This is a genomic window from Streptomyces sp. 3330 (assembly GCF_031456635.1).
Classification (GTDB): Bacteria; Actinomycetota; Actinomycetes; order Streptomycetales; family Streptomycetaceae; genus Streptomyces.
On record NZ_JAVDVA010000022.1, the window covers coordinates 1 to 24,188 of the forward strand.

General features: G+C 71.3%; 18 protein-coding genes. 7 read left to right on the forward strand and 11 right to left on the reverse strand.

Translation table 11 applies throughout. From position 1 onward, the window contains the following. Window positions 1-108: 108 nt before the first annotated feature. The 4 genes from J2X68_RS30140 to J2X68_RS30155 all read right to left on the reverse strand — a co-directional run bounded on the left by J2X68_RS30140 (window position 109) and on the right by J2X68_RS30155 (window position 6,551). Window positions 109-2,259, reverse strand: a complete 2,151-nt coding sequence (locus J2X68_RS30140) for a SpoIIE family protein phosphatase (protein WP_310435758.1) — start codon at window positions 2,257-2,259, stop codon at window positions 109-111. A 316-nt stretch (window positions 2,260-2,575) separates the two neighbouring features. Further along, window positions 2,576-3,268, reverse strand: a complete 693-nt coding sequence (locus J2X68_RS30145) for a DUF402 domain-containing protein (protein WP_310435759.1) — start codon at window positions 3,266-3,268, stop codon at window positions 2,576-2,578. Window positions 3,269-3,352: 84 nt separating this feature from the next. Next, window positions 3,353-4,738, reverse strand: coding sequence for a class II fumarate hydratase (locus J2X68_RS30150; protein ID WP_310435760.1), 1,386 nt, complete (start codon window positions 4,736-4,738; stop codon window positions 3,353-3,355). Window positions 4,739-4,883: 145 nt separating this feature from the next. After that, window positions 4,884-6,551: a fumarate hydratase gene (locus J2X68_RS30155; protein ID WP_310435761.1), complete on the reverse strand. Its 1,668-nt coding sequence runs from the start codon at window positions 6,549-6,551 to the stop codon at window positions 4,884-4,886. A 167-nt stretch (window positions 6,552-6,718) separates the two neighbouring features. Here J2X68_RS30155 and J2X68_RS30160 point away from each other — a divergent pair, with 167 nt between their 5' ends. Next, a complete protein-coding gene (locus J2X68_RS30160) occupies window positions 6,719-7,405 on the forward strand; it encodes a DUF1707 domain-containing protein (RefSeq protein WP_310435762.1) in 687 nt (228 codons plus the stop codon). Window positions 7,406-7,610: 205 nt separating this feature from the next. Then, complete coding sequence (locus J2X68_RS30165; protein ID WP_028806547.1) at window positions 7,611-7,988, forward strand: WhiB family transcriptional regulator; 378 nt, start codon at window positions 7,611-7,613, stop codon at window positions 7,986-7,988. Window positions 7,989-8,058: 70 nt separating this feature from the next. Here the strand turns inward: J2X68_RS30165 and glpX are convergent, their stop codons facing one another. Continuing rightward, window positions 8,059-9,093 (reverse strand): class II fructose-bisphosphatase, encoded by a 1,035-nt coding sequence (gene glpX / locus J2X68_RS30170; protein ID WP_310435763.1) that lies wholly within the window; start codon window positions 9,091-9,093, stop codon window positions 8,059-8,061. Window positions 9,094-9,223: 130 nt separating this feature from the next. Between glpX and J2X68_RS30175 the strand changes: the two genes are divergently transcribed. Continuing rightward, complete coding sequence (locus J2X68_RS30175; protein ID WP_310435764.1) at window positions 9,224-9,748, forward strand: DUF4245 domain-containing protein; 525 nt, start codon at window positions 9,224-9,226, stop codon at window positions 9,746-9,748. Window positions 9,749-9,868: 120 nt separating this feature from the next. Here the strand turns inward: J2X68_RS30175 and J2X68_RS30180 are convergent, their stop codons facing one another. From J2X68_RS30180 to J2X68_RS30195, 4 genes are all read right to left on the reverse strand, one after another. Beyond that, on the reverse strand, window positions 9,869-10,459 hold the full coding sequence (locus J2X68_RS30180; protein ID WP_310435765.1) for a malonic semialdehyde reductase: 591 nt from the start codon (window positions 10,457-10,459) through the stop codon (window positions 9,869-9,871). 350 nt (window positions 10,460-10,809) lie between these two features. Next, a complete protein-coding gene (locus tag J2X68_RS30185; protein WP_310435766.1) occupies window positions 10,810-11,034 on the reverse strand; it encodes an exodeoxyribonuclease VII small subunit in 225 nt (74 codons plus the stop codon). Continuing rightward, complete coding sequence (xseA, locus tag J2X68_RS30190; RefSeq protein WP_310435767.1) at window positions 11,031-12,302, reverse strand: exodeoxyribonuclease VII large subunit; 1,272 nt, start codon at window positions 12,300-12,302, stop codon at window positions 11,031-11,033. Before xseA ends, J2X68_RS30185 begins: the two co-directional genes overlap by 4 nt. Before the next feature lie 119 nt (window positions 12,303-12,421). Continuing rightward, window positions 12,422-13,804, reverse strand: a complete 1,383-nt coding sequence (locus J2X68_RS30195; RefSeq protein WP_310435768.1) for an APC family permease — start codon at window positions 13,802-13,804, stop codon at window positions 12,422-12,424. A gap of 106 nt (window positions 13,805-13,910) precedes the next feature. Between J2X68_RS30195 and J2X68_RS30200 the strand changes: the two genes are divergently transcribed. Beyond that, on the forward strand, window positions 13,911-14,966 hold the full coding sequence (locus tag J2X68_RS30200; RefSeq protein ID WP_310435769.1) for a 4-hydroxy-3-methylbut-2-enyl diphosphate reductase: 1,056 nt from the start codon (window positions 13,911-13,913) through the stop codon (window positions 14,964-14,966). Between the two features lie 49 nt (window positions 14,967-15,015). Then, complete coding sequence (gene ppgK, locus J2X68_RS30205; protein WP_310435770.1) at window positions 15,016-15,762, forward strand: polyphosphate--glucose phosphotransferase; 747 nt, start codon at window positions 15,016-15,018, stop codon at window positions 15,760-15,762. Window positions 15,763-15,934: 172 nt separating this feature from the next. Here the strand turns inward: ppgK and J2X68_RS30210 are convergent, their stop codons facing one another. Next, window positions 15,935-16,522: a DUF6542 domain-containing protein gene (locus J2X68_RS30210; protein ID WP_310435771.1), complete on the reverse strand. Its 588-nt coding sequence runs from the start codon at window positions 16,520-16,522 to the stop codon at window positions 15,935-15,937. A gap of 246 nt (window positions 16,523-16,768) precedes the next feature. Here J2X68_RS30210 and ychF point away from each other — a divergent pair, with 246 nt between their 5' ends. Both ychF and J2X68_RS30220 read left to right on the forward strand, forming a co-directional pair. Next, window positions 16,769-17,857 carry a redox-regulated ATPase YchF gene (gene ychF / locus J2X68_RS30215; RefSeq protein WP_310435772.1) on the forward strand — a complete coding sequence of 363 codons (1,089 nt, stop codon included), beginning with the start codon at window positions 16,769-16,771 and terminating at the stop codon, window positions 17,855-17,857. Window positions 17,858-18,282: 425 nt separating this feature from the next. Continuing rightward, a complete protein-coding gene (locus J2X68_RS30220) occupies window positions 18,283-19,701 on the forward strand; it encodes an ATP-binding protein (RefSeq protein WP_310435773.1) in 1,419 nt (472 codons plus the stop codon). Window positions 19,702-20,208: 507 nt separating this feature from the next. Here J2X68_RS30220 and J2X68_RS30225 read toward each other — a convergent pair. Further along, complete coding sequence (locus J2X68_RS30225) at window positions 20,209-23,859, reverse strand: LamG-like jellyroll fold domain-containing protein (RefSeq protein ID WP_310435774.1); 3,651 nt, start codon at window positions 23,857-23,859, stop codon at window positions 20,209-20,211. Between the last annotated feature and the right edge of the window lie 329 nt (window positions 23,860-24,188).

The following is a 24,188-nucleotide window of genomic DNA, read 5'->3' on the forward strand; positions in this document are numbered from 1 at the left end:
GGCGGTGGGGGGCGGGGGGGGGGGGTCCCCCCCCCGGGGGGGCTTCACCGGGGGGGGGGGGCCCCCGGTTCACCGCGGCCCCCCCCCTCCACATGTGTCCGCCGTCCCTCAGCTCCGGTTCAACTCGAACCAGACCACCTTGCCGGTGCTCAGCCGGGTGGCTCCCCAGCGCCGGGCCAGCCGGTTCACCAGATACAGGCCACGGCCGCCCTCGTCGGTCGCCCGGGCCTGCCGCAGCCGGGGCAGCTGCGGCACGTCGTCGCCGACCTCGCAGCGCAGCACGTCGGTCCGCAGCAACCGCAGGGTCACCGGCCGCGAGGCGTACCGCACCGCGTTCGTGACGACCTCGCTGACCAGCAGCTCGACCGAGTCCGTCATGTCCTCCATGCCCCAGCGGGACAGCGCCCGCCGGGCCAGCCGGCGGGCCCGGCCGGGAGCCGCGTCCTCCGGTTCGAGGAACCAGTACGCCACGTCGCTCGGCGCGATCCCGTCGAACCGGGCGGCGAGCAGCGCGATGTCGTCGTCCCGGTCGCCCGGGCCGAGCATGTCGAGCACCTCGTCGCACAGGGCCTCGAGCGGCGGCGGATGATCGGGCCCGGTCAGCTGGGCGGTCGCGGCGAGCTTCTCCCGCAGCTGCTCTATGCCGGTCGCCACGTCCCGCAGCCGGGACTCGACCAGACCGTCGGTGTACAGCAGCAGCGTCGCCCCGGCCGGGGCGTCCAGCTCCACCGCCTCGAAGTCGACCCCGCCCACGCCGATCGGCGCGCCCGGCGGCACCCGCAGCACCTCGGCCCGGCCGCCCAGGTGCAGCAGGATGGGCGGGGGATGACCCGCGTTGGCGATGGTGATGCGGTGCGAGACCGGGTCGTAGACCGCGTACAGGCAGGTCGCCATGCGGTCGGTGCCCAGCCGCTGGGCCTGCTCGTCGAGATGGTGCAGGACCTCCTGCGGCGGCAGGTCGAGGCCGGCGAGGGTCTGGGCCGTCGTCCGCAGCTGCCCCATGATGGCCGCCGACGTCATGGAGTGCCCCATGACGTCGCCCACCACCAGCGCCACCCGGCTGCCCGGCAGCGGGATGGCGTCGTACCAGTCGCCGCCGACCCGCGCGGTCTCGGCCGCGGGCAGGTACCGGGAGGCGAGCCGCACCCCCGTGGGACGCGGCAGGGTCTCCGGCAGCATCGTGCGCTGCAACTCGTCGGCGATGTACGCCTCACGGTCGTACAGCACGGCCTTGTCGATGCCCAGGGCGCTGTGCGTGGCGAGCTGGGCGGCCACCAGCAGGTCGTCGTTCTCGAACGGGATGCGCTCCGGGCGGCGCAGGAACACCGCGGCGCCGATCACCCGGCGGCGGCCGCGCAGCGGGGCCAGGACCGCCCGCTGACCGCCCGGGATGGCCAACGTGCTGTCCTCGCCCAGCAGTTCGGGCAACGCGGCCCGGGCGGCCGGATGGTCGGCGAACACCGGACGCACCCCGCGCAGCACCTCCGCGAGCGCCCCGCCGGGCCGCACCTCGCACAGCTCGGCGACCGCGGCCGACAGCTCGGCCGTCAGCTCGCCCGGCTCCGGGGGCGGCAGGGCGAGCGCGGCGAAGCCGGTCTCGGTGTCCCGTTCCTCCGGGATGCGGTCGGTGCGCCGCAGCCGCAGCATGATGCGGTCCGCCGCGGGCCGCTCGTCGCCCACGGGCAGCGGGTCGCGCAGATAGACGAGGATCGCGTCGGAGAAGGTCGGCACCGTGGCCCGGCACAGCCCCATCACGATCTCGTCGAGGTCCAGTCCGCGGGCGATCCGCCGGGTCGCGGCGCCCACGAAGCGCAGCCGGTCCCCGTCCCGCCGCATCGGCGTGGGCCGACCGGGCGTGAGCGCCCCTCCGGCGCGCCGGTCCTGGCCCTCCGGCCCCCGCTCCGGGCGCGCGTCGGCGCCCGGCTGGGCCGGGATGGACTCGGGCGCGGGGCGCGGCCGGTGGTCGCCCACGCCCGGCTTGGCCCGCGCGGGCGGCGTCCCCAGCGCCTCGTCGGACGCCGACGGCTGGGAGTGCTCCGTGCCGGAACCCGCCTCCGAGCCGGCCGCGTCCGTTCCCCTGGCTCCCTGGCCGCCCATGCCACCCTTTCCGCCCTTGCCGCGCGGCGTCGTCGTCCCCGAGGTGTCGGGAGGTAAGGCGGACTGGCCCGGCGCCGACGCCTGGGTATGCAGCAGTGCCCCACGGGGGTCCGTGGGGTCGACGCCCTGGGGGCGTTCGTAGGAGGTGGGCTGCTCCGTCACGCGTGTCGAATCCGTCCGTCCGGGGCTGCGCGCCGCGCGCGCAGTTGGTCCCGCAGGAAACCCGATACCCGGAATACGTGCCCCCGGAACGGAATTCCCGCGTGGTCAGAGGTTGTTCCTGTGCCGCCGGTGGACCGCGCGCGGCCCCGGGGGCCGACGTCGAGCGTCCCGCCGGTGTTGCCCTCGTGCCCCTCGCTCACGTGCTGCCGCCCCTCGGTGACGTTCGGTCAGGCCCGGCGTCTGCTCCGGGAGTTACTGCCAGCGTGCCTTGCGGAGGACGATCCTACGTTTGTTGCCCGGGGGCGCATCAAGGGTCTCATGTGGACAGGTGCGCGGGCGTACGGTCCCAGTCCTCCGGCAGCAACGGTACGGCCCACGACGGATCCGGGCGCCAGTGCTGCCAGCCCTCGCTGAACGGAGGCCCCCACGCACGGATCACCTCCACCGCCCTGCTGCCCGCCTCCCGCACCTGCTCCGCGACCGCCCGGTCCATCAGTCCGTCCTGCTGGGCCTGCGCGAACTCGTCCTCGTCACGCAGACCCCAGCTGCGGTCCGGGTAGACGCAGATGTCGAGGAAGTGGTCCTCGGAATCCACCCCGCCGTCCCAACGGGCCAGCGGTGTCTCCAGGTTGACGTACCAGTTCTTGAACTGCCAGCCCTGGTCCCAGAACAGCCACACCGACCACGGCTCGCCGGGCCGGGCCACCTTCAGCACCCCGGTGCCGAGCCAGTGGCCCCGCGCGACGGTACGCGGCTTGGTGTACCGGGTGCGCAGCGGCTCCTGGTGCGGCGGGGTGCCGTCCGCGAGCACCGGCTTGACGCACTGCGTGCCCGGGGCCAGCCACACGGCGAGCAGCTCCTCGTCGTCCCGCACGACGGTCACCGGGCGGGCGATGTGGAAATTCTCCCCGCCGTTCTCCCGGTAGCGCCACAGAATCCGGCTCCCGGGCTCCCAGAAGCCCGCCGCACCACCCGTTCCCACGCGTCTCACCGCTCCACCGTCTGCCATGCACAGATATTAGGTGCCATGGGCATACGACGCTGCGGCGCGCGTCACGGTTCTCACGCCGGGGGCGCGAAAGCACACGAGGGTTTACGGGTGTGTCATCCGCAGGACATCCAGGGCCTCGTCGAGCTGCTCGACCGTCAGGTCGCCGCGCTCCACGTACCCGCCGTCCAGCACCACCTGCCGGATCGTCCGCCGCTCCGCCAGCGCCTTCTTGGCCACCTTCGCGGCCTCCTCGTACCCGATGTACTTGTTCAGCGGCGTCACCACGGACGGCGAGGACTCGGCGTACTCCCGGGCGCGCTCGCGGTGCGCGACGATCCCGTCGACGGTCCGGTCCGCCAGCAGCCGGGACACGTTGGCGAGCAGCCGGATCGACTCCAGCACGTTCTTGGCGATCACCGGCAGCATGACGTTGAGCTCGAAGTTGCCCGCCGCGCCCGCCGTGGCCACGGTCGCGTCGTTCCCGACGACCTGCGCGGCGACCATCAGCACGGCCTCCGGGATCACCGGGTTGACCTTGCCGGGCATGATCGAGGAGCCGGGCTGGAGGTCGGGCAGGCTGATCTCGGCGAGGCCCGTGCGCGGCCCCGAGGCCATCCACCGCAGATCGTTGGCGATCTTCGTGAGGCCCACGGCGATGGTCCGCAGCTGCCCGCTGGTCTCGACGACGCCGTCCCGCGCGCCCTGCGCCTCGAAGTGGTCGCGCGCCTCGGTCAGCGGCAGCCCGGTGGCCCGCGCCACCTCCTCGATGACGGCGGCGGAGAAGCCGGGGGGCGTGTTGATGCCGGTACCGACCGCGGTGCCGCCCAGCGGCAGCTCCGCGAGCCGGGGGAGCGAGGCGTTCAGCCTCTCCACGCCGTACCGCACCTGGGCGGCGTACCCGCCGAACTCCTGGCCCAGCGTCACGGGCGTGGCGTCCATCAGATGCGTCCGGCCCGCCTTCACCACGTCGGCGAACTCCGCGGACTTGCGCTCCAGGGCCGCCGCCAGATGCTCCAGGGCGGGAATCAGATCGCGGGTGACGGCGGCGGTGGCCGCGATGTGCAGGGACGAGGGGAAGACGTCGTTGGAGGACTGGGAGGCGTTGACGTGGTCGTTGGGATGCACGGCCCGGCCCAGCCGCTCGGTGGCGAGCGTGGCGACGACCTCGTTGGCGTTCATGTTGGACGAGGTCCCCGACCCGGTCTGGAACACGTCCACCGGGAAGTGCTCGTCCCACCGGCCCTCGGCGACCTCGGCGGCCGCCTCCTGGATGGCGTCGGCGATGTCCTTGTCGACCACCCCGAGCCGCGCGTTCACCTTCGCCGCGGCTCCCTTGATCCGCGCCAGCGCCTCGATGTGGGCACGCTCGATGCGCTGTCCCGAGACGGGGAAGTTCTCGACGGCGCGCTGTGTCTGGGCCCGCCACTTGGCTTCCGCCGGGACGCGTACCTCGCCCATGGAGTCGTGCTCGATCCGGTATTCGCTCATGCCCCGTACAGCGATCGGGGAGGCCGGGATGTTCCGCGCGCCGGGCCGTCCGGCGGACACGCTCGATCCCGTCCTGGCGCGTGCGGACGAGACACGTCGGGAGGCGGCGGGGACACGTCCCGGCCCCGCCGCCCTCCGGGGGCCGCTATCCCAGCCCGGGACCGCGCACCGGGATGGTGGTGAACGTCGGCGCGGGCGCCGGGTTTTGGAAGAAGTCGTTGCCCTTGTCGTCGACGACGACGAAGGCCGGGAAGTCCTCGACCTCGATCTTCCAGACGGCCTCCATGCCGAGCTCCTCGTACTCGACGACCTCGACCTTCTTGATGCAGTCCTGGGCGAGCCGGGCGGCCGGGCCGCCGATGGAGCCGAGGTAGAAGCCGCCGTGCGCGCCGCACGCGTCGGTGACCTGCTTGCTGCGGTTGCCCTTGGCGAGCATGACCTTGGAGCCGCCCGCGGCCTGGAACTGCTCGACGTAGGAGTCCATGCGGCCGGCCGTCGTCGGGCCGAAGGAGCCGGACGCGTAGCCCTCGGGGGTCTTGGCCGGGCCCGCGTAGTACACCGGGTGGTCCTTCAGGTACTGCGGCATCTCCTCGCCCGCGTCGAGCCGTTCCTTGATCTTGGCGTGCGCGATGTCGCGGGCCACGACCAGCGGGCCGGTGAGGGACAGCCGGGTCTTGACCGGGTACTTGGTCAGCTCGGCGAGGATGTCGTCCATCGGCTGGTTGAGGTCGATGCGGACCACGTCCGAGGACTCGTCGAGGTGCTCGTCCGTGGTCTCCGGCAGGAAGCGCGCCGGGTCGGTCTCGAGCTGCTCGAGGAAGACGCCCTCGGCGGTGATCTTCGCGACGGCCTGCCGGTCGGCGGAGCAGGAGACGGCGATGGCGACGGGGCACGAGGCGCCGTGCCGGGGGAGGCGGACGACGCGTACGTCGTGGCAGAAGTACTTGCCGCCGAACTGCGCGCCGATGCCGATCCTCTGGGTCAGCTCGAAGACCTTCTCCTCGAGCTCCTTGTCCCGGAAGCCGTGGCCGAGCGGCGAACCCTCGGCCGGGATCTCGTCCAGGTAGTGCGCGGAGGCGTACTTCGCCGTCTTCAGCGCGTACTCGGCCGACGTGCCGCCGACGACGATCGCCAGGTGGTACGGCGGGCATGCGGCCGTGCCGAGCGAACGGATCTTCTCCTCCAGGAACTTCATCATGGAGGCCTCGTTCAGGACGGCCTTCGTCTCCTGGTAGAGGAAGCTCTTGTTGGCCGAGCCGCCGCCCTTGGCCATGAACAGGAACTTGTAGGCGCCGCCGTCGGCCGCGTACAGCTCGATCTGGGCCGGGAGGTTGGAGCCGGTGTTCTTCTCGTCCCACATGGTCAGCGGGGCCATCTGCGAGTAGCGCAGATTGAGGTTCAGGTAGGCGTCGTAGATGCCGCGGCTCAGGGCCGCCTCGTCGCCGCCCTCGGTGAGCACGTTCTGCCCGCGCTTGCCCATGACGATCGCCGTGCCGGTGTCCTGGCACATGGGGAGCACGCCCGCGGCCGCGATGTTCGCGTTCTTCAGCAGGTCCAGCGCGACGAACTTGTCGTTGGCGGAGGCCTCGGGGTCGTCGATGATGCGGCGCAGCTGCGCGAGGTGGGCCGGGCGCAGGTAGTGCTGGATGTCGTGGATGGCCTCCTCGGCGAGCTTGCGCAGCGCCTCCGGCTCCACCTTGAGGAACGTCCGTCCGTCGGCCTCGAAGGTGGAGACACCCTCGGCGGTCACCAGCCGGTAGGGGGTGGTGTCCTCTCCCATGGGAAGCAGATCGGTGTACGCGAACTCAGGCATCTCGCCCATTCCTCACTCGACAGACGGCGGGCCCGCCTCCATTGGCGGGCGCTCACCAGCGTAGGACCTGCCGTCGGCGGCGAGCTTGTGAGGTAAGGCTCAGTTCGTCCGCCGCCCGCCCCGGAACGGGGGTATCGCGATCTATCGTGTTTGGGTACGCTGCCCCCGTGGACCTTCACAAGCAGACCGCCGCCCCCGCGCCGGCCGCGGAGTTGCGCGCCTCGGACGCCGACCGTGACCGTATCGCCGACATGCTCCGCGAGGCTCTCGCGGAGGGCCGGCTGACCGCCGACGAGCACGCGGAGCGCGTCGAGGGCGTGCTGGCCGCCAAGACGGTCGGCGAGCTGGAGGCCTTCGTCCGGGACCTGCCCGCCGCGCACGAGCGGCGCACGGCCCCCTCCGCCGCCCCCAGCCGCCCCACCGCGGGCGCGATCCCCGCCGACCCCGACGACAACGTGGTCGCGATCTTCAGCAGCGCCGTCCGAAGGGGTCGCTGGCGCGCGGGCCGCCGGATCCACGCCTACGCGGTCTTCGGCACCGTCGAGATCGACCTCACCGAGGCGCTCTTCGAGTACCAGCAGGTCGTGATCAAGGCGATCTCGGTCTTCGGCAATGTCGAGGTCCGCGTCCCGGAGAACGTCTCGCTGCGTGGCACCGGCGGCGCGGTGCTGGGCAACTTCGAGGTGTACGCGCTCGATTCGCCCCAGCCCGACGCCCCGGTGGTCTACGTCGACGGCTGGGCGGTGCTCGGCAACATCGAGGGCCGGCCGAAGCGGGGCAAGCTCGTCGCGGACATCCTCGACCGGGTGCACCACAAGGTCGACAGGGGTTTGCGCAAGCACCTGGGTCATTGACGGTCGCGAAGCCGGCCTCGAGTCCGCCTCGCATCGCTCGCAGGTCGCTCTCCAGTCTGCCGCGAGCCGCCGCTGCCGGACGTGAGGCCGTCGCGAGGCCGCCGTGAGGCACGGTGGTCGGGGACTCAGTGCATAGGCGCGCGCACAGCGGGTAGGCCTTGCTGCATCGTCTCTCGCTCGCGAAGCCGTCGTCAGGAGTAGACCCGTGCTGCAACCGCCGCATTCGCCCGTGCAGGTCGCCGCTGTTCCGGCCCAGCGGGTACCAGCGCGCGACAGGGACCAAGACGCCCCCTGGCATACCGAGGCGGTGTGCCGGCGCGACGAGGCAGGCCTGTTCTTCGCCCCCTCCAAGGAACCCACGGCCGCCCGGCTCTCCCGTGAGGAGGCCGCGAAGCGGGTGTGCGCGCGCTGTCCCGTCATGGTGGAGTGCCGCGAACACGCGCTGCTCCAGCCCGAGCCCTACGGCGTCTGGGGCGGTCTCACCGCCGCCGAACGGCGGGTGGCCCTCGCCCGGCGCCGCCGCCGTGACGTGGAGCTGAAGAAGGCGGCACAGTCCGCGGGCCGCATAGCCGCCGCGGGCTGACAGGACCTCGGGGTACGCGAAAGGGGCACCCCCACCGCACCGGGGGTGCCCCTCTCACGCACTTCGGGGGCTACTTGGCCCGGTCGAAGTCGACGGCGCTGTAGGCGCGCAGCTTGCTCAGCCGGTGCTCGGAGTCGATCCGCCGGACCGTCCCGGACTTCGACCGCATCACGATCGAGTCGGTGGTCGCGGTCTCCGAGCGGTACCGGACTCCCCGCAGCAGTTCGCCGTCGGTGATGCCGGTGGCGACGAAGAACACGTTCTCGCCGGTCACCAGGTCCTCGGTGGTCAGGACGCGGTCGAGGTCGTGCCCCGCGTCGAGCGCCCGCTGGCGCTCCTCGGCGTCCTTGGGCCACAGCTTGCCCTGGATGACCCCGCCCAGGCACTTCACGGCACAGGCCGAGATGATGCCCTCGGGGGTGCCGCCGATGCCGAGCAGCAGGTCGACGCCGGTGCCCTCGCGCAGGGCCAGGATCGAGCCGGCGACATCGCCGTCCGAGATGAGCTTGATGCGCGCCCCGGTCTCCCGGATCTCCTCGATGATGCCCTCGTGCCGCGGGCGGTCCAGGATGACGACGGTGACGTCCTCGGGCGTGGCCCGCTTGGCCTTGGCGACCCGCCGGATGTTCACGGCCACGGGCGCGTCGATGTCGACGAAGTCGGCGGCCTCGGGGCCGGTGACCAGCTTGTCCATGTAGAACACGGCGGACGGGTCGAACATCGCGCCCCGCTCGGTGGCCGCGAGGACGGCGATCGCGTTCGGCATGCCCTTGGCCGTCAGCGTGGTGCCGTCGATCGGGTCGACCGCGATGTCGACCTCGGGACCGGTCCCGTCACCGACGCGCTCTCCGTTGAAGAGCATCGGGGCCTCGTCCTTCTCGCCCTCGCCGATGACGACCACGCCGTTCATCGACACGGTGGAGACGAGGGTCCGCATGGCGCGCACCGCGGCACCGTCGGCGCCGTTCTTGTCACCGCGTCCCACCCAGCGGCCCGCGGCCATGGCGGCGGCTTCGGTCACCCGGACGAGTTCCAGGGCGAGGTTGCGGTCGGGGGCCTCGGACGGGACATCGAGCTCGGACGGCAATTGATGATGCTCGGTCATCGGAGCGCACCTTTCTGACTGATACGACGACGGCCGGATGAGGGTTCGAACCCGACTCTATCGTCAGTCCGACAAAATGAGCAGGGGACCCCACGGATGAGCGCTTCGGGCACCTGCGACGATAGGGGGCGTGGCAGGTTCGAACGGCAAGCAGAAGACGGCCCGCGACATGATCCTCTCCCTCGGGGTGATCATGATCGCGGCGTGGGTCATTTACCTCTTCGTCCCGCACGACGATCGCCCTCGCGACGTCCAGCAGGTCGACTACCGCGTCGAGCTCCTCACGGCGCGTCGCGCGGCGTCCTACCCGGTGGCCGCGCCCGAGGGCCTGCCCGACACCTGGAAGGCGACCTCGGTGCGGTTCCAGGGCGACGCGTACGACGCCTGGCACCTCGGTTTCCACGCCCCCGACGGGGAGTACGTGGCGGTCGAGCAGTCCACTCAGCAGCGCTCGGAGTTCGTCCAGGAAGCCAGCCAGGGCGCGAAGGCGACCAAGGTCACCGAGCAGATCGGCGGGCGCACCTGGATCCGCTACACCGGCGGCCGCTACGACGCGCTGGTCCTCCAGGGCGCGGCGGGCTCCACCACCGTGGTGGCGGGCACGGGCTCCTTCGAGCAGCTGTCGGCGATGGCCGGGGCGCTGAAGCTGGCCTGAGCGCCCCGGCAGTGAGGGGATTCCCGCGGTGACGGACGGGACGCCGGGTGGGACGAGTGAGGCGGCACGTGAGGAGGCCCCCGGCGGGCGCGCCGGGGGCCTCCTCACGGATGACCGTTCTCAGACGGTGGTGACGACCTGGTCGTACGCCAGGCGCGGGGAGCGCGGGTAGGAGGCGTTCTCGCCCGGCTTGCCGATGTTGACGACCATCAGCGGGGTGTGGTCGTCGTCCAGGAACTCCTTGCGGACGCCTTCGAGGTCCACGCCGGTCATCGGTCCGGCGGCGAGGCCGGCGGCGCGGACGCCGATGATGAAGTAGGCGGCCTGGAGGGCGGCGTTCAGCGCGGCCGCGCCCTCGCGGACGGGGCGCTCGCTGAAGAACAGGTCCTTGGCCTGCGGGAAGGCGGGGAAGAGCGTCGGCAGCTCCTCGTGGAACTCGTTGTCCGCGGAGAGGATCGCGACCAGCGGGGCGGTGGCGGTCTTGGACCGGTTGCCCTCGGCCATGTGCTGCACCAGGCGCTCGCGGGCCTCGGCGGAGCGGACCAGGGTGATGCGCAGCGGGGTCTGGTTGAACGCCGTCGGCCCGTACTTGACCAGGTCGTAGATCGCCTGGACCTGCTCGTCGGTCACCGGCTCGTCGGTGAAGGTGTTCGCGGTGCGCGCCTCGCGGAACAGCAGGTCCTGGGCGGCGGGGTCGAGAACGAGAGACATGCGGGGACTTCCTCGGGGGGTGGCGTCCGGATCCCGTACCGGACCGCGGTCCGGATAGGCTGACGGCACTGACAGTACGCCGGGAAGGTTCAAAGTTCAACAAATAGAGGAGCGCCGTGATCCGCTTCACAGGATCGCTGCACCCCACCGGCCCTACCGGCCCTGTGCACCGGACCCGCTGTCCCCCGCACGCCTGCTGACCGGACCCGCTGTCCCCCGCACGCCTGCTCACCGGGCCCGCTGCGTCACGCCCTCCGGCTCCACCGGGCCCGCTCCCTCACGCCGCCCGGCTCCACCGGGCCCGCTGCGTCACGCCCGTACGCACCCACCGCCGGTCGGGGTGCGTCGGCTCACTCCCCGTCCTGCGCCTTCTCCTCCTCGGCCAGTGCCGCGTCCAGCCGGGCCCGGGCGCCCTCCAGCCAGCGCCGGCACACCTTGGCCAGCTCCTCACCGCGCTCCCAGAGGGCGAGGGACTCCTCCAGCGTGGTGCCCCCCGCCTCCAGCCGCCGTACGACCTCGATCAGCTCGTCGCGGGCCTGCTCGTACCCGAGCGCCTCGTCCGTCTTGCTCGTCATGCATCCATTCCCGTGGTCGTCGTGGTCGTTGCTGCCTGGTCGTCGGCGTCGTGGTCCCGGTCGTCGTCGACCCGAACGGTGAACTCGCCCTCGGCCACCCGTGCGCGCAGTGTCTCGGCGGCCGACACCTCGGCCGGATCCCGGACCACGTGCCCGTCGGCCCGCTGCAGCACCGCGTAGCCGCGCTGCAGCGTCGCGGCCGGCGAGAGCGCCACCACGCGCGCGTGCGTGTGGGTGAGTTCGGAGTCGGCGCGGTCCAGGAGGTGCCCGACCGTGCGCCGCGCACGGTCGACGAGCGAGGAGACCTGATCGGCCCGCTCGTCGATCATCCGGTGCGGATCCTGTATCGCGGGCCGCGCGAGGGCGTGGGCGAGCCCGCGCTCCTCCCGCTCCAGGAACGCCTGCGCACAGCGCCGCGCCCGCCCGCGCAGCATCCGCACCCGCTCCAGCTCCTCGCCGACGTCCGGCACGACCTTCTTCGCGGCGTCGGTCGGCGTCGAGGCCCGCAGGTCGGCGACATGGTCGAGCAGCGGGTTGTCCGGCTCGTGCCCGATCGCCGAGACGACCGGCGTACGGCAGGCCGCGACCGCCCTGACCAGCTGTTCGTCGGAGAACGGCAGCAGGTCCTCCACGCTGCCGCCGCCGCGCGCGACGATGATCACGTCCACGTCGTCCAGGCCGTCCAGCTCCTTCACCGCCTGGACGACCTGCGTCACCGCGTGCACACCCTGGACGGCGACGTTGCGCACCTCGAAGCGGACCGCGGGCCAGCGGTGCCGGGCGTTCTCCAGGACGTCCCGCTCTGCGGCCGAGGCCCGCCCGCACACCAGCCCGATGAGCTGCGGCAGGAAGGGCAGCGGCTTCTTCCGCGCGGGGGCGAAGAGCCCCTCCGCGGCCAGCGACTTCTTCAGCTGCTCCAGCCGCGCCAGCAGCTCGCCGACCCCCACCGGCCTTATCTCGACGGCTCGCAGCGACAGCTGGCCGCGCGGCGCGTACCACTCCGGCTTCGCGTGGACGACGACCCGCGCGCCCTCCCCGACGACGTCCGCGACCGCGTCGAACACCTGCCGGTAGCAGGTCACGCTCACCGAGATGTCGTGCGACGGGTCCCGCAGGGTCAGGAACACCACGCCGGCGCCCGGGCGCCGGGACAACTGGGTGATCTGCCCCTCGACCCACACCGCGCCGAGCCGGTCGATCCAGCTTCCGATGAGCCGCGAGACCTCGCCGACGGGCAGCGGGGCGTCCGCGGACGTGTTCACAGCCATGCGCCCGAGCGTATCGGCCGCCACCGACAATCCGGGGGTCCCGCCCCCACGGCGAGCAGGGGCCGGGACCGGCGGAAACGGCCGGCGGGCCGGCAGCACGCCCCGAGGCCGTGTCCGGCCTACGCGGCGGCCCCGGACCGTCCGCGCTGCGCGACCAGCACGACGGCCCCCACCGCGAGCCAGACGAGGCCCACCACCTGTGCCGCGGCCGACGCCTCCGCGATCACCGCGATCGTGATCGCGGCCCCCGCCGACGGCACCAGCACATGCCGCCACCACACCACCGGCCCGCCCGCCCGCCGCACCGCGAACCACCCCACCACGCTCGCGTGCAGCAGGGTGAACGCCGTCAGCGCGCCGATGTCGACCACCGACACCAGGTGATCCATCCCGTCGTCGCGTCGCGCCGCCCACACCGCCGCGACCGTCGTGACGACGGCCGAGCACAGCAGCGCGACCCGCGGCACGCCCCCGTCCGTACGGGCCAGCACCCGCGGCAGCCGCCGCTCACGGCCCATGGCGAACAGCAGCCGGCCGGCCGCCGCCTGTCCGGCCAGGGCGGCGAACGCGGCGCCGATCGCCTTGCTGACCGCCACCAGATCGTGCAGCCAGGTGCCGACGGACACGTCCACGGCGTCGTAGAACGCCGACCCCTGCCTGCCGGGGTCGGCGGCCAGCTCGGCGGACGACACCGGCTCCAGCAGCGCGACCAGGTACGTCTGCGCCACGAACAGCAGGCCGGCCACCGCCAGACAGAACAGCAGGGCCCGCGCGACCTTCTCCGAACCCCCGGTGACCTCCTCCGCGAAGCTCGCGATCGCGTCGAAGCCCAGATAGGACAGGACGGCCACCGACACCGCGCCGATCACCGCGGACAGCGCGAACGCCCCCTGCGAGCCGTCTCCGCTCAGCGGCGACAGCCAGCCGCGCTCCGCGCCGTCACGCGCGAGGACGACCAGCGCGGACACCACGAAGACGACCAGGACGACGATCTCCAGCGCCAGTACCAGGAAGCCCACCCGGGCCGCCGCCCGGACCCCCCACAGGTTGAGCAGGGTGGTGATCACGACCGCGAGCGCCGTCCACGCCCACCGGGAGACCTCCGGGACCAGCGCGTTCATCGCGATGCCGGAGAACAGGTACGCCACGGCCGGGATGAGGACGTAGTCCAGCAGCGCCATCCAGCCCGCCACGAACCCCGCCTTCTCCCCGAGCGCCACGCGCGCGTACGCGAACACCGAGCCCGCCTGGGGGACCACCCGCACCATCTGCGCGTAACTGAAGGCGGTGAACGCCATGGCGACCGTCGCCACGACGTAGACCAGCGCCACCGCCCCGTGCGACTTCGCGTCCAGCGTCCCGAAGATGCCGACCGGCGCCATCGGCGCGATGAACAGCAGCCCGTAGACGACCAGGTCGCGGAAGCGCAGGCTGCGCCGCAGGTGTGCGTGCCCCTCCCGGGCCGAACGGTCCTGCGTGCCGGTGCCGGTGAGGTCGGACATCAGTGCCTCCGCGCGCGTCGGGTCCTGGCCACCCCCCTCGGCTCACGGCCGGTCCCCCCAGTCTCCCCAATGCGGTGATCTCCGACCCCTCGGGCGCGGCCTTACGATGGGACGCATGACTGCTTCGCCTGGCCGCCGCCGTGTCCTGCTCGCCGCCCCCCGGGGTTACTGCGCGGGCGTCGACCGTGCCGTGATCGCCGTCGAGAAGGCCCTGGAGCAGTACGGGGCGCCGGTCTACGTCCGGCACGAGATCGTCCACAACAAGTACGTCGTGCAGACCCTGGAGCGGAAGGGCGCCGTCTTCGTCGAACGGACGGAGGAGGTCCCGCCGGGCAACATCGTCATGTTCTCCGCGCACGGCGTCGCCCCCGTCGTCCACGAGGAGGCCGCCCGCGGGCGGCTGGCCACCATCGACGCGACCTGCCCCCTGGTCACCAAGGTCCACAAGGAAGCCGTCCGGTTCGCCAACGAGGACTACGACATCCTCCTGATCGGGCACGAGGGCCACGAAGAGGTCATCGGCACCTCCGGCGAGGCCCCCGACCACATCCAGCTCGTCGACGGTCCCGAGGACGTCGCCAAGGTGGAGGTCCGCGATCCGTCGAAGATCGTGTGGCTCTCCCAGACCACCCTCTCGGTCGACGAGACCATGGAGACGGTCGACGCCCTCAAGGAGAAGTTCCCGCAGCTCATCTCGCCGCCCAGCGACGACATCTGCTACGCCACGCAGAACCGTCAGCTCGCGGTGAAGCAGATGGGCGCGGAGGCGGAGCTGGTGATCGTCGTCGGTTCCCGCAACTCCTCCAACTCCAAGCGGCTCGTCGAGGTCGCCAAGCTGGCCGGCTCCCGCGAGGCCTACCTGGTCGACTTCGCGAGCGAGATCGACGAGGCGTGGCTGGAGGGCGTGACCACGGTGGGCGTCACCTCCGGCGCGTCCGTCCCCGAGGTCCTCGTCGAGGAGGTCCTGGCCTGGCTGACCGAGCGCGGCTACGGCGACGTGGAGCTCGTCAAGGCGGCCGAGGAGCACATCACCTTCTCGCTGCCGAAGGAGCTCCGCCGCGACCTGCGCGAGGAGGCGGCGGCGCTGGTGGCCGAGCGGGGCGGCCGTGGTGCGGCGTCCGGGACGGCGTCGGACGCGGCGTCCGGTCCGGCGGACAGCTGACCGGCACCTCGGCCGGGTGACGGTCCGTCGGCCGTCGTAACGTAGGGCCATGCAGATCTTCGGCGTGGACATCGGCGGCTCCGGGATCAAGGGCGCCCCGGTGGATTTGGACAAGGGCGACCTGGCTCAGGAGCGGCACAAAGTACTCACCCCGCACCCGGCCACGCCCGAGGGCGTGGCCGACGGTGTGCGGCAGGTCGTCGAGCACTTCGCGTGGACGGGACCGGTCGGCCTGACCTTCCCGGGCGTGGTCACCGGCGGTTCGACGATCCGCACGGCGGCCAACGTCGACAAGAGCTGGATCGACACGGACGCGCGTGCCCTCTTCAGCGAGCGGCTGGGCGGACTGCCGGTGACGGTGGTCAACGACGCGGACGCGGCGGGCGTCGCCGAGGTGTCCTTCGGCGCCGGCCGCGACCGCAGCGGCACGGTGATCCTCCTGACGTTCGGCACGGGCATCGGCAGCGCCGTCTTCGTCGACGGCGTCCTCGTCCCCAACACCGAGCTCGGCCACCTGGAGCTGCACGGGCACGACGCCGAGAAGCGCGCCTCCAGCAAGGCCAAGGAGGACGGCGAGCTGACCTGGGAGCACTGGGCCCGCCGCGTCACGAAGTACCTCGCCCACGTCGAGATGCTCTTCTCGCCCGAGCTGTTCATCATCGGCGGCGGCGTCAGCCGCAAGGCCGACAAGTTCCTGCACCTCATCGAGGGCATCCGCGCGGAGATCGTGCCGGCCGAACTGCAGAACAACGCGGGCATCGTGGGAGCGGCGATGCGAGCGGCGAAGGCCGAATAGCCCGGCCGGCGAAGACCCCAGCCGGCCATGGCCGGCCCGGCCGCCCGTCGGTGCGCCGGCCCGGGCGACGGGGCAGCCGGCAGCCAGGTGAGGCTGCGGTCGACGGTGGTTGCGCTCGGCCGTCGGTTCCGTTCGTCGCCGTCAGCGGCGGTGGCAGTGGCGCTGGGCCGGGCTAGCGGTGGTGCGTCGTCCGGCGGCGGGCCGCCGCTCGGCGCAGGCCCCGGGCCAGGATCGCGGCCGCCGCCACGAGCGTCCCGGCGTACAGCCAGCCGACCTGGGTGGCCAGCGCCGTCACCAGCCCCATCAGCCGCGCCCCGACGCCGTTCCCGCCCTCGGACACGGGCAGCAGCCCCACGGCGAAGGCGATCGGCACGACGACCGGCGCGGACAGCAGGTCGCCTGCGCGCACCCACAGCGCGGTCAGCAGGCACACCGGCAGGAACAGCACGCTGTACACCGTCAGCGAGGCGCCGAACAGCAGTTGGTCCAGGCAGCCGATCGCGAACATCAGCACCCCGCTGAACAGTCCGCCGCCGAGCCCGGTGAGCCGCGGGTTCGGCAGCCCGCCCGCCGTCCGCGCCGGCCGTTCCTGCGGCGGTGCGGGCCGTCGCCCGGCGGGGACGGGACGGGGTCCGCCGGAACGCGGCCCGCCGGGCCTGGCCGGGCCACCCGCCGGGCGGGGCTGCTTGCGGCCCGGCTCCCGGTCGCCCGGCCCCCGGCCGCCTGCCTCCCGGCCCGCCTGGGGCGGCAGGGGCGGCATGTCGCGGCGGGTGCCTGGGGCCGGGGGGCGCGTCCTGTGTTGCTCCACAGGACCAACTTAGGTCGGTTTATGTGCCGAATCGGGTGTCGGACACGCCGGGCGGCGGAGCTTGGCCATGCGTTCGACCGGTCCGCCGGGGCGGCGCCGGGCACGCCGTAAACTGGTGGATCGGTCAGCTCTCTGGCCCCCTGGCCCTCTCACTCCGGGAACTGGCCTTCCGGCCCTCTCACCACGGGAAGTCGCAACGTGTCGCTCACGATCGGAATCGTCGGTCTGCCGAATGTCGGCAAGTCGACCCTGTTCAACGCCCTGACCAAGAACGACGTGCTGGCGGCCAACTACCCGTTCGCCACGATCGAGCCGAACGTCGGCGTGGTCGGCGTGCCGGACGCCCGCCTCACGAAGCTGGCCGAGATCTTCTCCTCGCAGCGGATCCTCCCGGCGACCGTCGACTTCGTCGACATCGCCGGCATCGTCCGCGGCGCGAGCGAGGGTGAGGGCCTGGGCAACAAGTTCCTGGCGAACATCCGCGAGTCCGACGCGATCTGCCAGGTCATCCGCGCCTTCAAGGACGAGAACGTCGTCCACGTCGACGGCAAGGTCTCGCCCAAGGACGACATCGAGACGATCAACACCGAGCTGATCCTCGCGGACCTCCAGACGATCGAGAAGGTCCTGCCGCGTCTCCAGAAGGAATCGCGGATCAAGAAGGAGGTCGCGGCGAAGGTCGCGGCGGTCGAGGCGGCGCAGGCGATCCTGGAGAAGGGCGACACCCTCTTCTCGGCGGGCATCGTCCAGGGCTCCGGGCGCGAGGAGCTCCTGCACGACCTGCACCTGCTCACCACCAAGCCGTTCCTGTACGTCTTCAACGTCGACGAGGACGAACTGGTCGACGAGGACTTCAAGGCCGAGCAGAGCGCGCTGGTCGCCCCGGCCGAGGCGATCTTCCTCAACGCCAAGCTGGAGCAGGATCTCGCCGAGCTGGACGAGGAGGACGCGATGGAGCTGCTGGAGTCGGTCGGCGCCGAGGAGCCCGGCCTCGCCACCCTCGCCCGCGTCGGCTTCAACACCCTCGGCCTCCAGACCTACCTCACGGCAGGTCCCAAGGAGTCCCGCGCCTGGACCATCAAGAAGGGCGCCACCGCGCCCGAGGCCGCCGGCGTCATCCACACCGACTTCCAGAAGGGCTTCATCAAGGCGGAGGTCATCTCCTTCGCCGACCTGGTGGAGACCGGCTCGGTCGCCGAGGCCCGCGCCAAGGGCAAGGCCCGCATGGAAGGCAAGGACTACGTCATGCAGGACGGCGACGTGGTGGAGTTCCGCTTCAACGTGTAGCGGGTGGCCCAACACCACTTCGCTGATCTGGCAAACGTGCAGGTCGATTGGGGTCTGACTCTCCGGGGTCAGGCCCCTGGATTTTTACCGTGCTGGATAGGTGCTGGATTTTCTGACCTCTCGTCATCTGTCATCACCCCTCATGTCCGTACTGTGCTGGATTCGTGCCGGATGCCTGCGAACGCGTGTACACCCTCGGGCGCGCGTACCGTCGGGGCAAGCAACGTCACGCCGGGAGTGCTCCCTTCCTGCGGCCCCGTGGTGCCGGTCTTCGGGCCCTACTTGGCGTGACCGTCCGGCACTCCACGGTCCGAGGGGGCGCGGGGCCACGATTCGTGACCGTGAGCTACACCTGGCGAAGTGGGTCAGGCTAACATTTATGTTGCTAACATTGTCGTTAGTCTCGCGCGCGGAGGTCGGCAGGCGTGGCTGATTTTGTAGGCCGCCGGCAGGAGCTGGCGACGTTGGACCGCGAGCTGCAGAAGGTGGCGGCAGGGGTCGGCGGGGAGCGGCCCGGTCGGTGCGTGATGTTGCGCGGGCGGCGCCGAGTGGGCAAGTCGCGACTGGTCGAGCGGTTCGCGGAGCACTCCGGAGTCCCGTTCCTGTTCTACGCGGCGACTGGTGCGTCCCTCAGGGGTGATCTGGCACGGCTGGCTCGGGATGCTCAGTCGTCGACGTTGCCGTTGGCGGGGCTGGTGGCCGCCGCGCGGCCGGAGAGTTGGGACGCCGCGTTCGATGTACTCGCCGCGGCGCTGCCCGCTGACCGGGTGAGCGTGCTGGTAATCGACGAGGTGCCGTATCTGATGGATGCCGACGGGACCTTTGAGGGGATGCTGCAGCGGGCCTGGGATCGGGTGCTGGAAACCAAGCCGGTGCTGCTGGTCCTCATCGGCTCCGATCTGCCGATGATGGAGGCATTGAACAGCTACGGGCGGCCCTTCCATCAGCGCGGCCGGGAGATGGTGCTGGGACCGCTCAACCCCGCCGAGGTGGGGCACATGCTCGGACTGGAACCGGCGGAAGCCTTCGACGCCGCGCTGGTCACGGGTGGGCTGCCGCTGATCTGCGCGGAGTGGCCGCGTGGTGCAGGGCTGTGGGACTTCCTCGGCGAGGCGCTGAGCGACCCGGTCTCGGCCCTGCTCGTGTCGGCCGAGCGCTCGCTGGCGGCCGGATTCCCCCCGCAGGCTCAGGCACGTACGGTGCTGGCGGCTATCGGCAGCGGCGAGCGGACCTTCACCAACATCGCCCGTGCGGCCGGCGGGATCGGGGCGACGCCACTGCAGCGAGCGCTGGAGCTGCTCATGGACAAGCGGATCGTCGCTGGGGAGCTGCCCGTATCGCTGCGTCCGTCGAAGGACCGCCGCTACCGGGTGACAGATCCCTACCTGCGGTTCTGGCTGCACCTGCTCGGCCCGTCCATGGAGGAGATCGAGAGAGGGCGGGGCGATTTGACCTTGTCGCGGATCCGGGAGAACTGGACCAGCTGGCGCGGACGGGCCGTCGAGCCCCTTGTCCGTGAGGCCCTGGCGCGGATCCTGCCCGACGACCGGCTGCCCGCGGCCCCCGCAGTGGGCGGGTACTGGACCCGCACCAACGACGTCGAGATCGACATCGTCGGGGCGGACCGCGCCCCCATTGCCAAGGAGCTGTTCTTCGTCGGCTCCATCAAGTGGCTGGAGCAGGCACCCTTCGACCGGCACGACCTGGCGGCTCTCCATCGGCACCGGGGCGCCCTCACCGATGAACCCGTTCCGGTCGTGGCGGTCTCGCGCAGCGGGGTCGACTGTTCGGGGCTCGATGCTGTCTATGGTCCCGGCGATCTTCTGGCCGCTTGGCCGCTGTGAGCGAGTGGCGGATCGCGGACGAGGCGGCGTGCGCTGTTTGCGGAAGATCGGAAAGTTGCCCTCTGGCCCGTGTATGCGTGGATCCTCCTGATCGGTCACGGGACGTCCGCCTCTCGCGTCGGCTCGATGTTGTTGTCAGGGCGGAAGGGGTTGGCCGGATCCCACTTCTTCTTCGCCTCGGCCGGACTCCGGTACTTGGCGGGGTCCCGTAGACGCGGCGGCGTCAGGAAGGGGCCGAGGCCCTGTGTACGACGGCGTTCGCGGCGAAGCGGCCGAAGGGTGCCGGACCCCGCTGTCGGCGCGAGTCGTCGGTGGTGGGCGACGGCGTCGTAGACCGGGCCGGAGCCGGCTTCGTACAGCGAAGCGCCCGGGTCCGTCGGCCTGACGGACCCGGGCGCCTGCTCGCGGCACCAATGGCGGGGTGGGCGCGCCCTGGCGGGCGGCGGGTGAGAGGCGGTGCCCCGCTACCCGGTCTTCGCGCGCGTCACCTCGCCACCGGTGCCGGCCTCATCGCACCCCCTTCGCGTACGGCGCCACCGCGATCCGGTCGATCAGCGGGGCGTACCGCGAGCGGAGCAGTACGCCGGGGAAGGTGTCCGAGGCGTAGGTCGTGCCGTCGAAGTCGGGCAGTTCCTCGGAGCGGAAGGCGAGCGTGTTCTGTCCCTTCTTGAGTTGGACCGGGACGGTCAGTTCCCAGAAGTCGTTCTGGTGGAAGGTGTGCGGGAAGGTGACCCGCCGGATCGCGCCGCCGTTGACGGATATGTCGGCGTGGCGGGCGAGAGGGTCCGGGTTGTAGTGAGTGGCCTCGGACTGCTCGGGGTTGGAGTAGCGGACGCGCAGCGCGTACAGGCCGGCCCTGTCCGCGGCGACGGTGAACGTGGCGGAGTTGTCGTTGCCCGGGGCGCCGCCGATCCCGGTGATCGCCGTGCCGTCGGTGGCGAGGGACAGCGGGGTCAGGGAGGCCGAGCCGGTGAGCTTGGCGTCCTGTGCCTCGTACGTCCGTGTCTTGAGGGCGCCGTCGGTCGCGGTGACCGTCAGGCGGTCGACGAGGGTGGCGCCGGAACGGCCGATCACCGTCACCTTGTTGAGGCCGCCCGAGAGGGAGACCGCCACCGCGCGCTTGTCCTTGGACAGCCGCAGCACGTCGTGTCCGTTGACGAAGACGCGGGCATCCGAGTCGCCGAGGGTGTCGACGCGGAGGATGGCCGCGCGGTCGGCGGCGGAGTAGACCCAGAAGGTAGCCGTCCCGTTCTTCGGGAGCCGGGCCGCGCCCGATCCGGTGGCCGCACGCTTGGGCAGGTCATAGACGGGACGAGCCCCGCCGCCGAGCCAGGCCAGTTCACCCTCGTACACCTGAGTGCCGGCGGAGGCGTTCGGCAGGGACAGGGTGAGGCGGTCGACGATCGCGTCGCCCTTGGTGGCGCCCTTGCCGTCGAGGCTCTGCGCGGCGAGCGTCAGGGTGTGCTTGCCCTTGGTGAGATGGACCTTGGTGTCGGTGTGGTCCCACACCAGCCACTTGTAGCCGAGCGGCAGGTACAGCTCCTTTTCGCTGTCCGCCTGTCCGTCCACCCGCAGGAAGACGTTGGTGGGGCCTTGTTCCTTAACCTTGTCGTAGGTGTTGAGGGAGTTGGCGAAGACGCTCAGGTCGTAGGTGCCGTCCTTGGGCACGTCCACGCTGAAGTCGAGCGTGACGTCCGAGCCGGTGCGCAGGCCGCCCACGTCGTAGCCGCCGGAGGTGTAGAACTTCGAGACGTCGCTCGTCGAGCCCTCGGGGCCGTTCTTGGAGTAGCCGGACCCGGTGTGGGCCACTTCCTCCGCCTCGTACGAACCCTGCCAGCGTACCGGCGCGGACTGCGTGGCCTTCGCCTTCCCGGCCGGGCTGAGGACGATCTCGTACGCCGATGATTCCTTGAGCGCCGGCAGAGTGCCGTCGCCGAAGTCCACGACGACCGTGCCGTCGGCACCGACCTGGAGGTTCGTCTCCGTGAGCAGCTTCGGGCCGGAGTTGTCGCCGACCTGCCCGCTCCAGTCGATCTCGCGCACCCAGGCGTGGACGGTCTTGCCGAAGACCTTCTTCGGGACGCCGGCGAAGGCGATGTGGCCCTCGCCGGTGGAGCCACCGAAGAGCAGCCGCGCCTGCTTCTTCTTCTCGTCGAGCGTGGCCACGCCCTGCATGGTGTAGTTCTCACCCGGGAACGGCGGGGTCACCGCCACCGTGTGACCGCTCATCGACGCGTACGAGTTGAGCAGCCACCACTGGCCGTTGCCGCGGTTGGACTGCACGGCGGAGTCGGAGAGGTTGCCGTCGATGTTCCAGTACGCGATGTCGGCGTCCACCTTGGACTCTTCGATCGCGGAGACCCACTGGATCATCTGGCCGGGCACCGAGGTGTGGTAGTTGAAGGCGTACTCGTTGATGTTGACGGGGAGTTGGGTGCCCTCCCGGTCGGTGCCCTTGAACAGGTCCTTTTCCCACTCCCGGTACTTGGCGACGCTCTCGCGCACCGCCTCCGGGTGGCTCAGCTCGTGCCAGGTGATGACGTCCGGGAGGGTGCCGACGGCCAGGGTGTGCGTGAGGAAGCCCTTCACCTGGTCGTACAGGACGCTGGTGTTGGGGCCGGCGATGCGGGCGTCGGGCATCTTGCCCTTGATGAGCTTGTAGGCGGAGTCCCAGGCGGCGAAGAAGTCCTTGGGATCGTCGAGCCAGCTGACCTTGTCGTAGCTCCAGTTGCCGGTGCCGAACATGTTGCCCTCGGGCTCGTTGAACGGCACGAAGACGATGTTGTCCTGGTACTGCTTCGGCAACTGGAGGACTTGGTCGACCTGCTTGGCGATCTTCTCCTCGTAGAGCTTGAGTTTCTCCGCCGGGGTGTCGCCCGGCCACTCGTACGGGAACCCGCGGTGGATGTCCGTCATGTAGATGTACACGTCACCGTCGGTGGAGTCGGCCAGCGGCTTCACCACTTCCAGCGCGTCGGCACCCGGGTGCTGCGGGCCGTCCTGCGCCTTCGTGGAGACCGTGCGCAGGCCCATGCCCTCGATGAGGTTGTTGGTGGGGACGTCCGGCCCGTACACGCCGTAGAGGCTGCCGGAGGCGCCGCCGTGGAACGGGCCGGTGTCCGAGCCGAGGTCGACGGTGAGCTGTCCCTCGCGGACCACGGTGACGGTCGCCTGCACCGTGCGTCCAGCCGCTGTGCCCGCCACCGTGAACGTGCCTGGCCGGGCGTACTTCTCGGCCGGTACGGCGTCCCAGACGATCGGCGTGTCACGGTCGTAGCCGTCCGAGTAGGAGGAGCGGACCGATGCTGGCAGGGAGGGGGCCGTCCCGGTGGTGGTGCGGCCCTCGAAGGACGTCTGTGACAGTGCCTGGAGCGTGGGAACGTCGCCGGCCATGCCCGCCACCTGTTCGGCGCTCAGTGCCGAGTGCCACACCGTGAAGTCGTCGATCGCGCCCTTGAGCAGCGGATCCGAGTAGAAGGACTTGCCGATGTAGCCGGCGGCCGCGGCCGAACCGCCCAGCAGCTCGCTGGCCTTGACGCTCGTCGCGGCGAAGGAGACCGCCACGCCGTCGAGGTAGGTCGTCAGGCGTCCGGCGGCGGTGTCCAGGGTGACAGTGACCGTCCGCCAGCCGTCGGCGGGCAGCGCCGCGTACCCGGAGACCCGTGCCTCCGCGCCCCCTCCGCCTGTGGTCACGGCGGTGCGCAGCACCCCGCCGTTGGAGGGGGTGGTGAAGAGGTACTTGTTGGTGTCGGTGCCCAGGTCGAAGATCCGCTGCCAGGCCGACTTGTCGTCGCTCCACTTCACGCGGGCCGAGACCGTCAAGTTGCTCGCGTCGCCGACCACGTCACGGGGCAGGCGGACGTACGAGCCGTCGGAGGTGGGCGAACCGCCGGGCAGGAACAGCGCCTTGCCGCCGCTCGCGCCCTCGACGGACTGCGCGTTGGAGGCGTTGACCAGGGTCGCCGTCAGGCCGTTGCCGGAGCTGTCGCTGATCTTCCCGGACGCGAGGTCGTCCTTGTCGAAGGTGTAGTGGGCCGTGGGCTGGGGCGTGTCGGCCGCCTGTGCGGGGACGGCCGGCGTGGCCAGCAGGCTCGCGCAGAGGGCCAGCGCCGCGGCGGCCGGGGGCCGGCGCCGGGCTGATCTGTCAGCGGATGGCATGGAGTGTGTCCTCGATCCATTGAGTGACGGGTCCCGGTCGGCCCGCCTCGGCCCCCGGCTGCTGGTCCGCATGCCGTTGCCGGTGAGGAGGATCCGAGGTGACGCGTTGTCGAATCGGTTCGATTGCGTACGCCCCCGCGGTGAAGGGCTTAGCCAGATGGCGGCGCCCCGCGTTCCAGGGAGCGTGCGGGATGGGCCCCCGCCGCCGGAAGGATCACTACGTCGAACCGGTTCGCAGGAAGCTAGCACCGAGGCAATCTCGCAGCAACACCTCTGACACAAGCGAAGTCAGCGCAATTCATGCGGTGTTGGGGTTGTCGTGCTTTTGC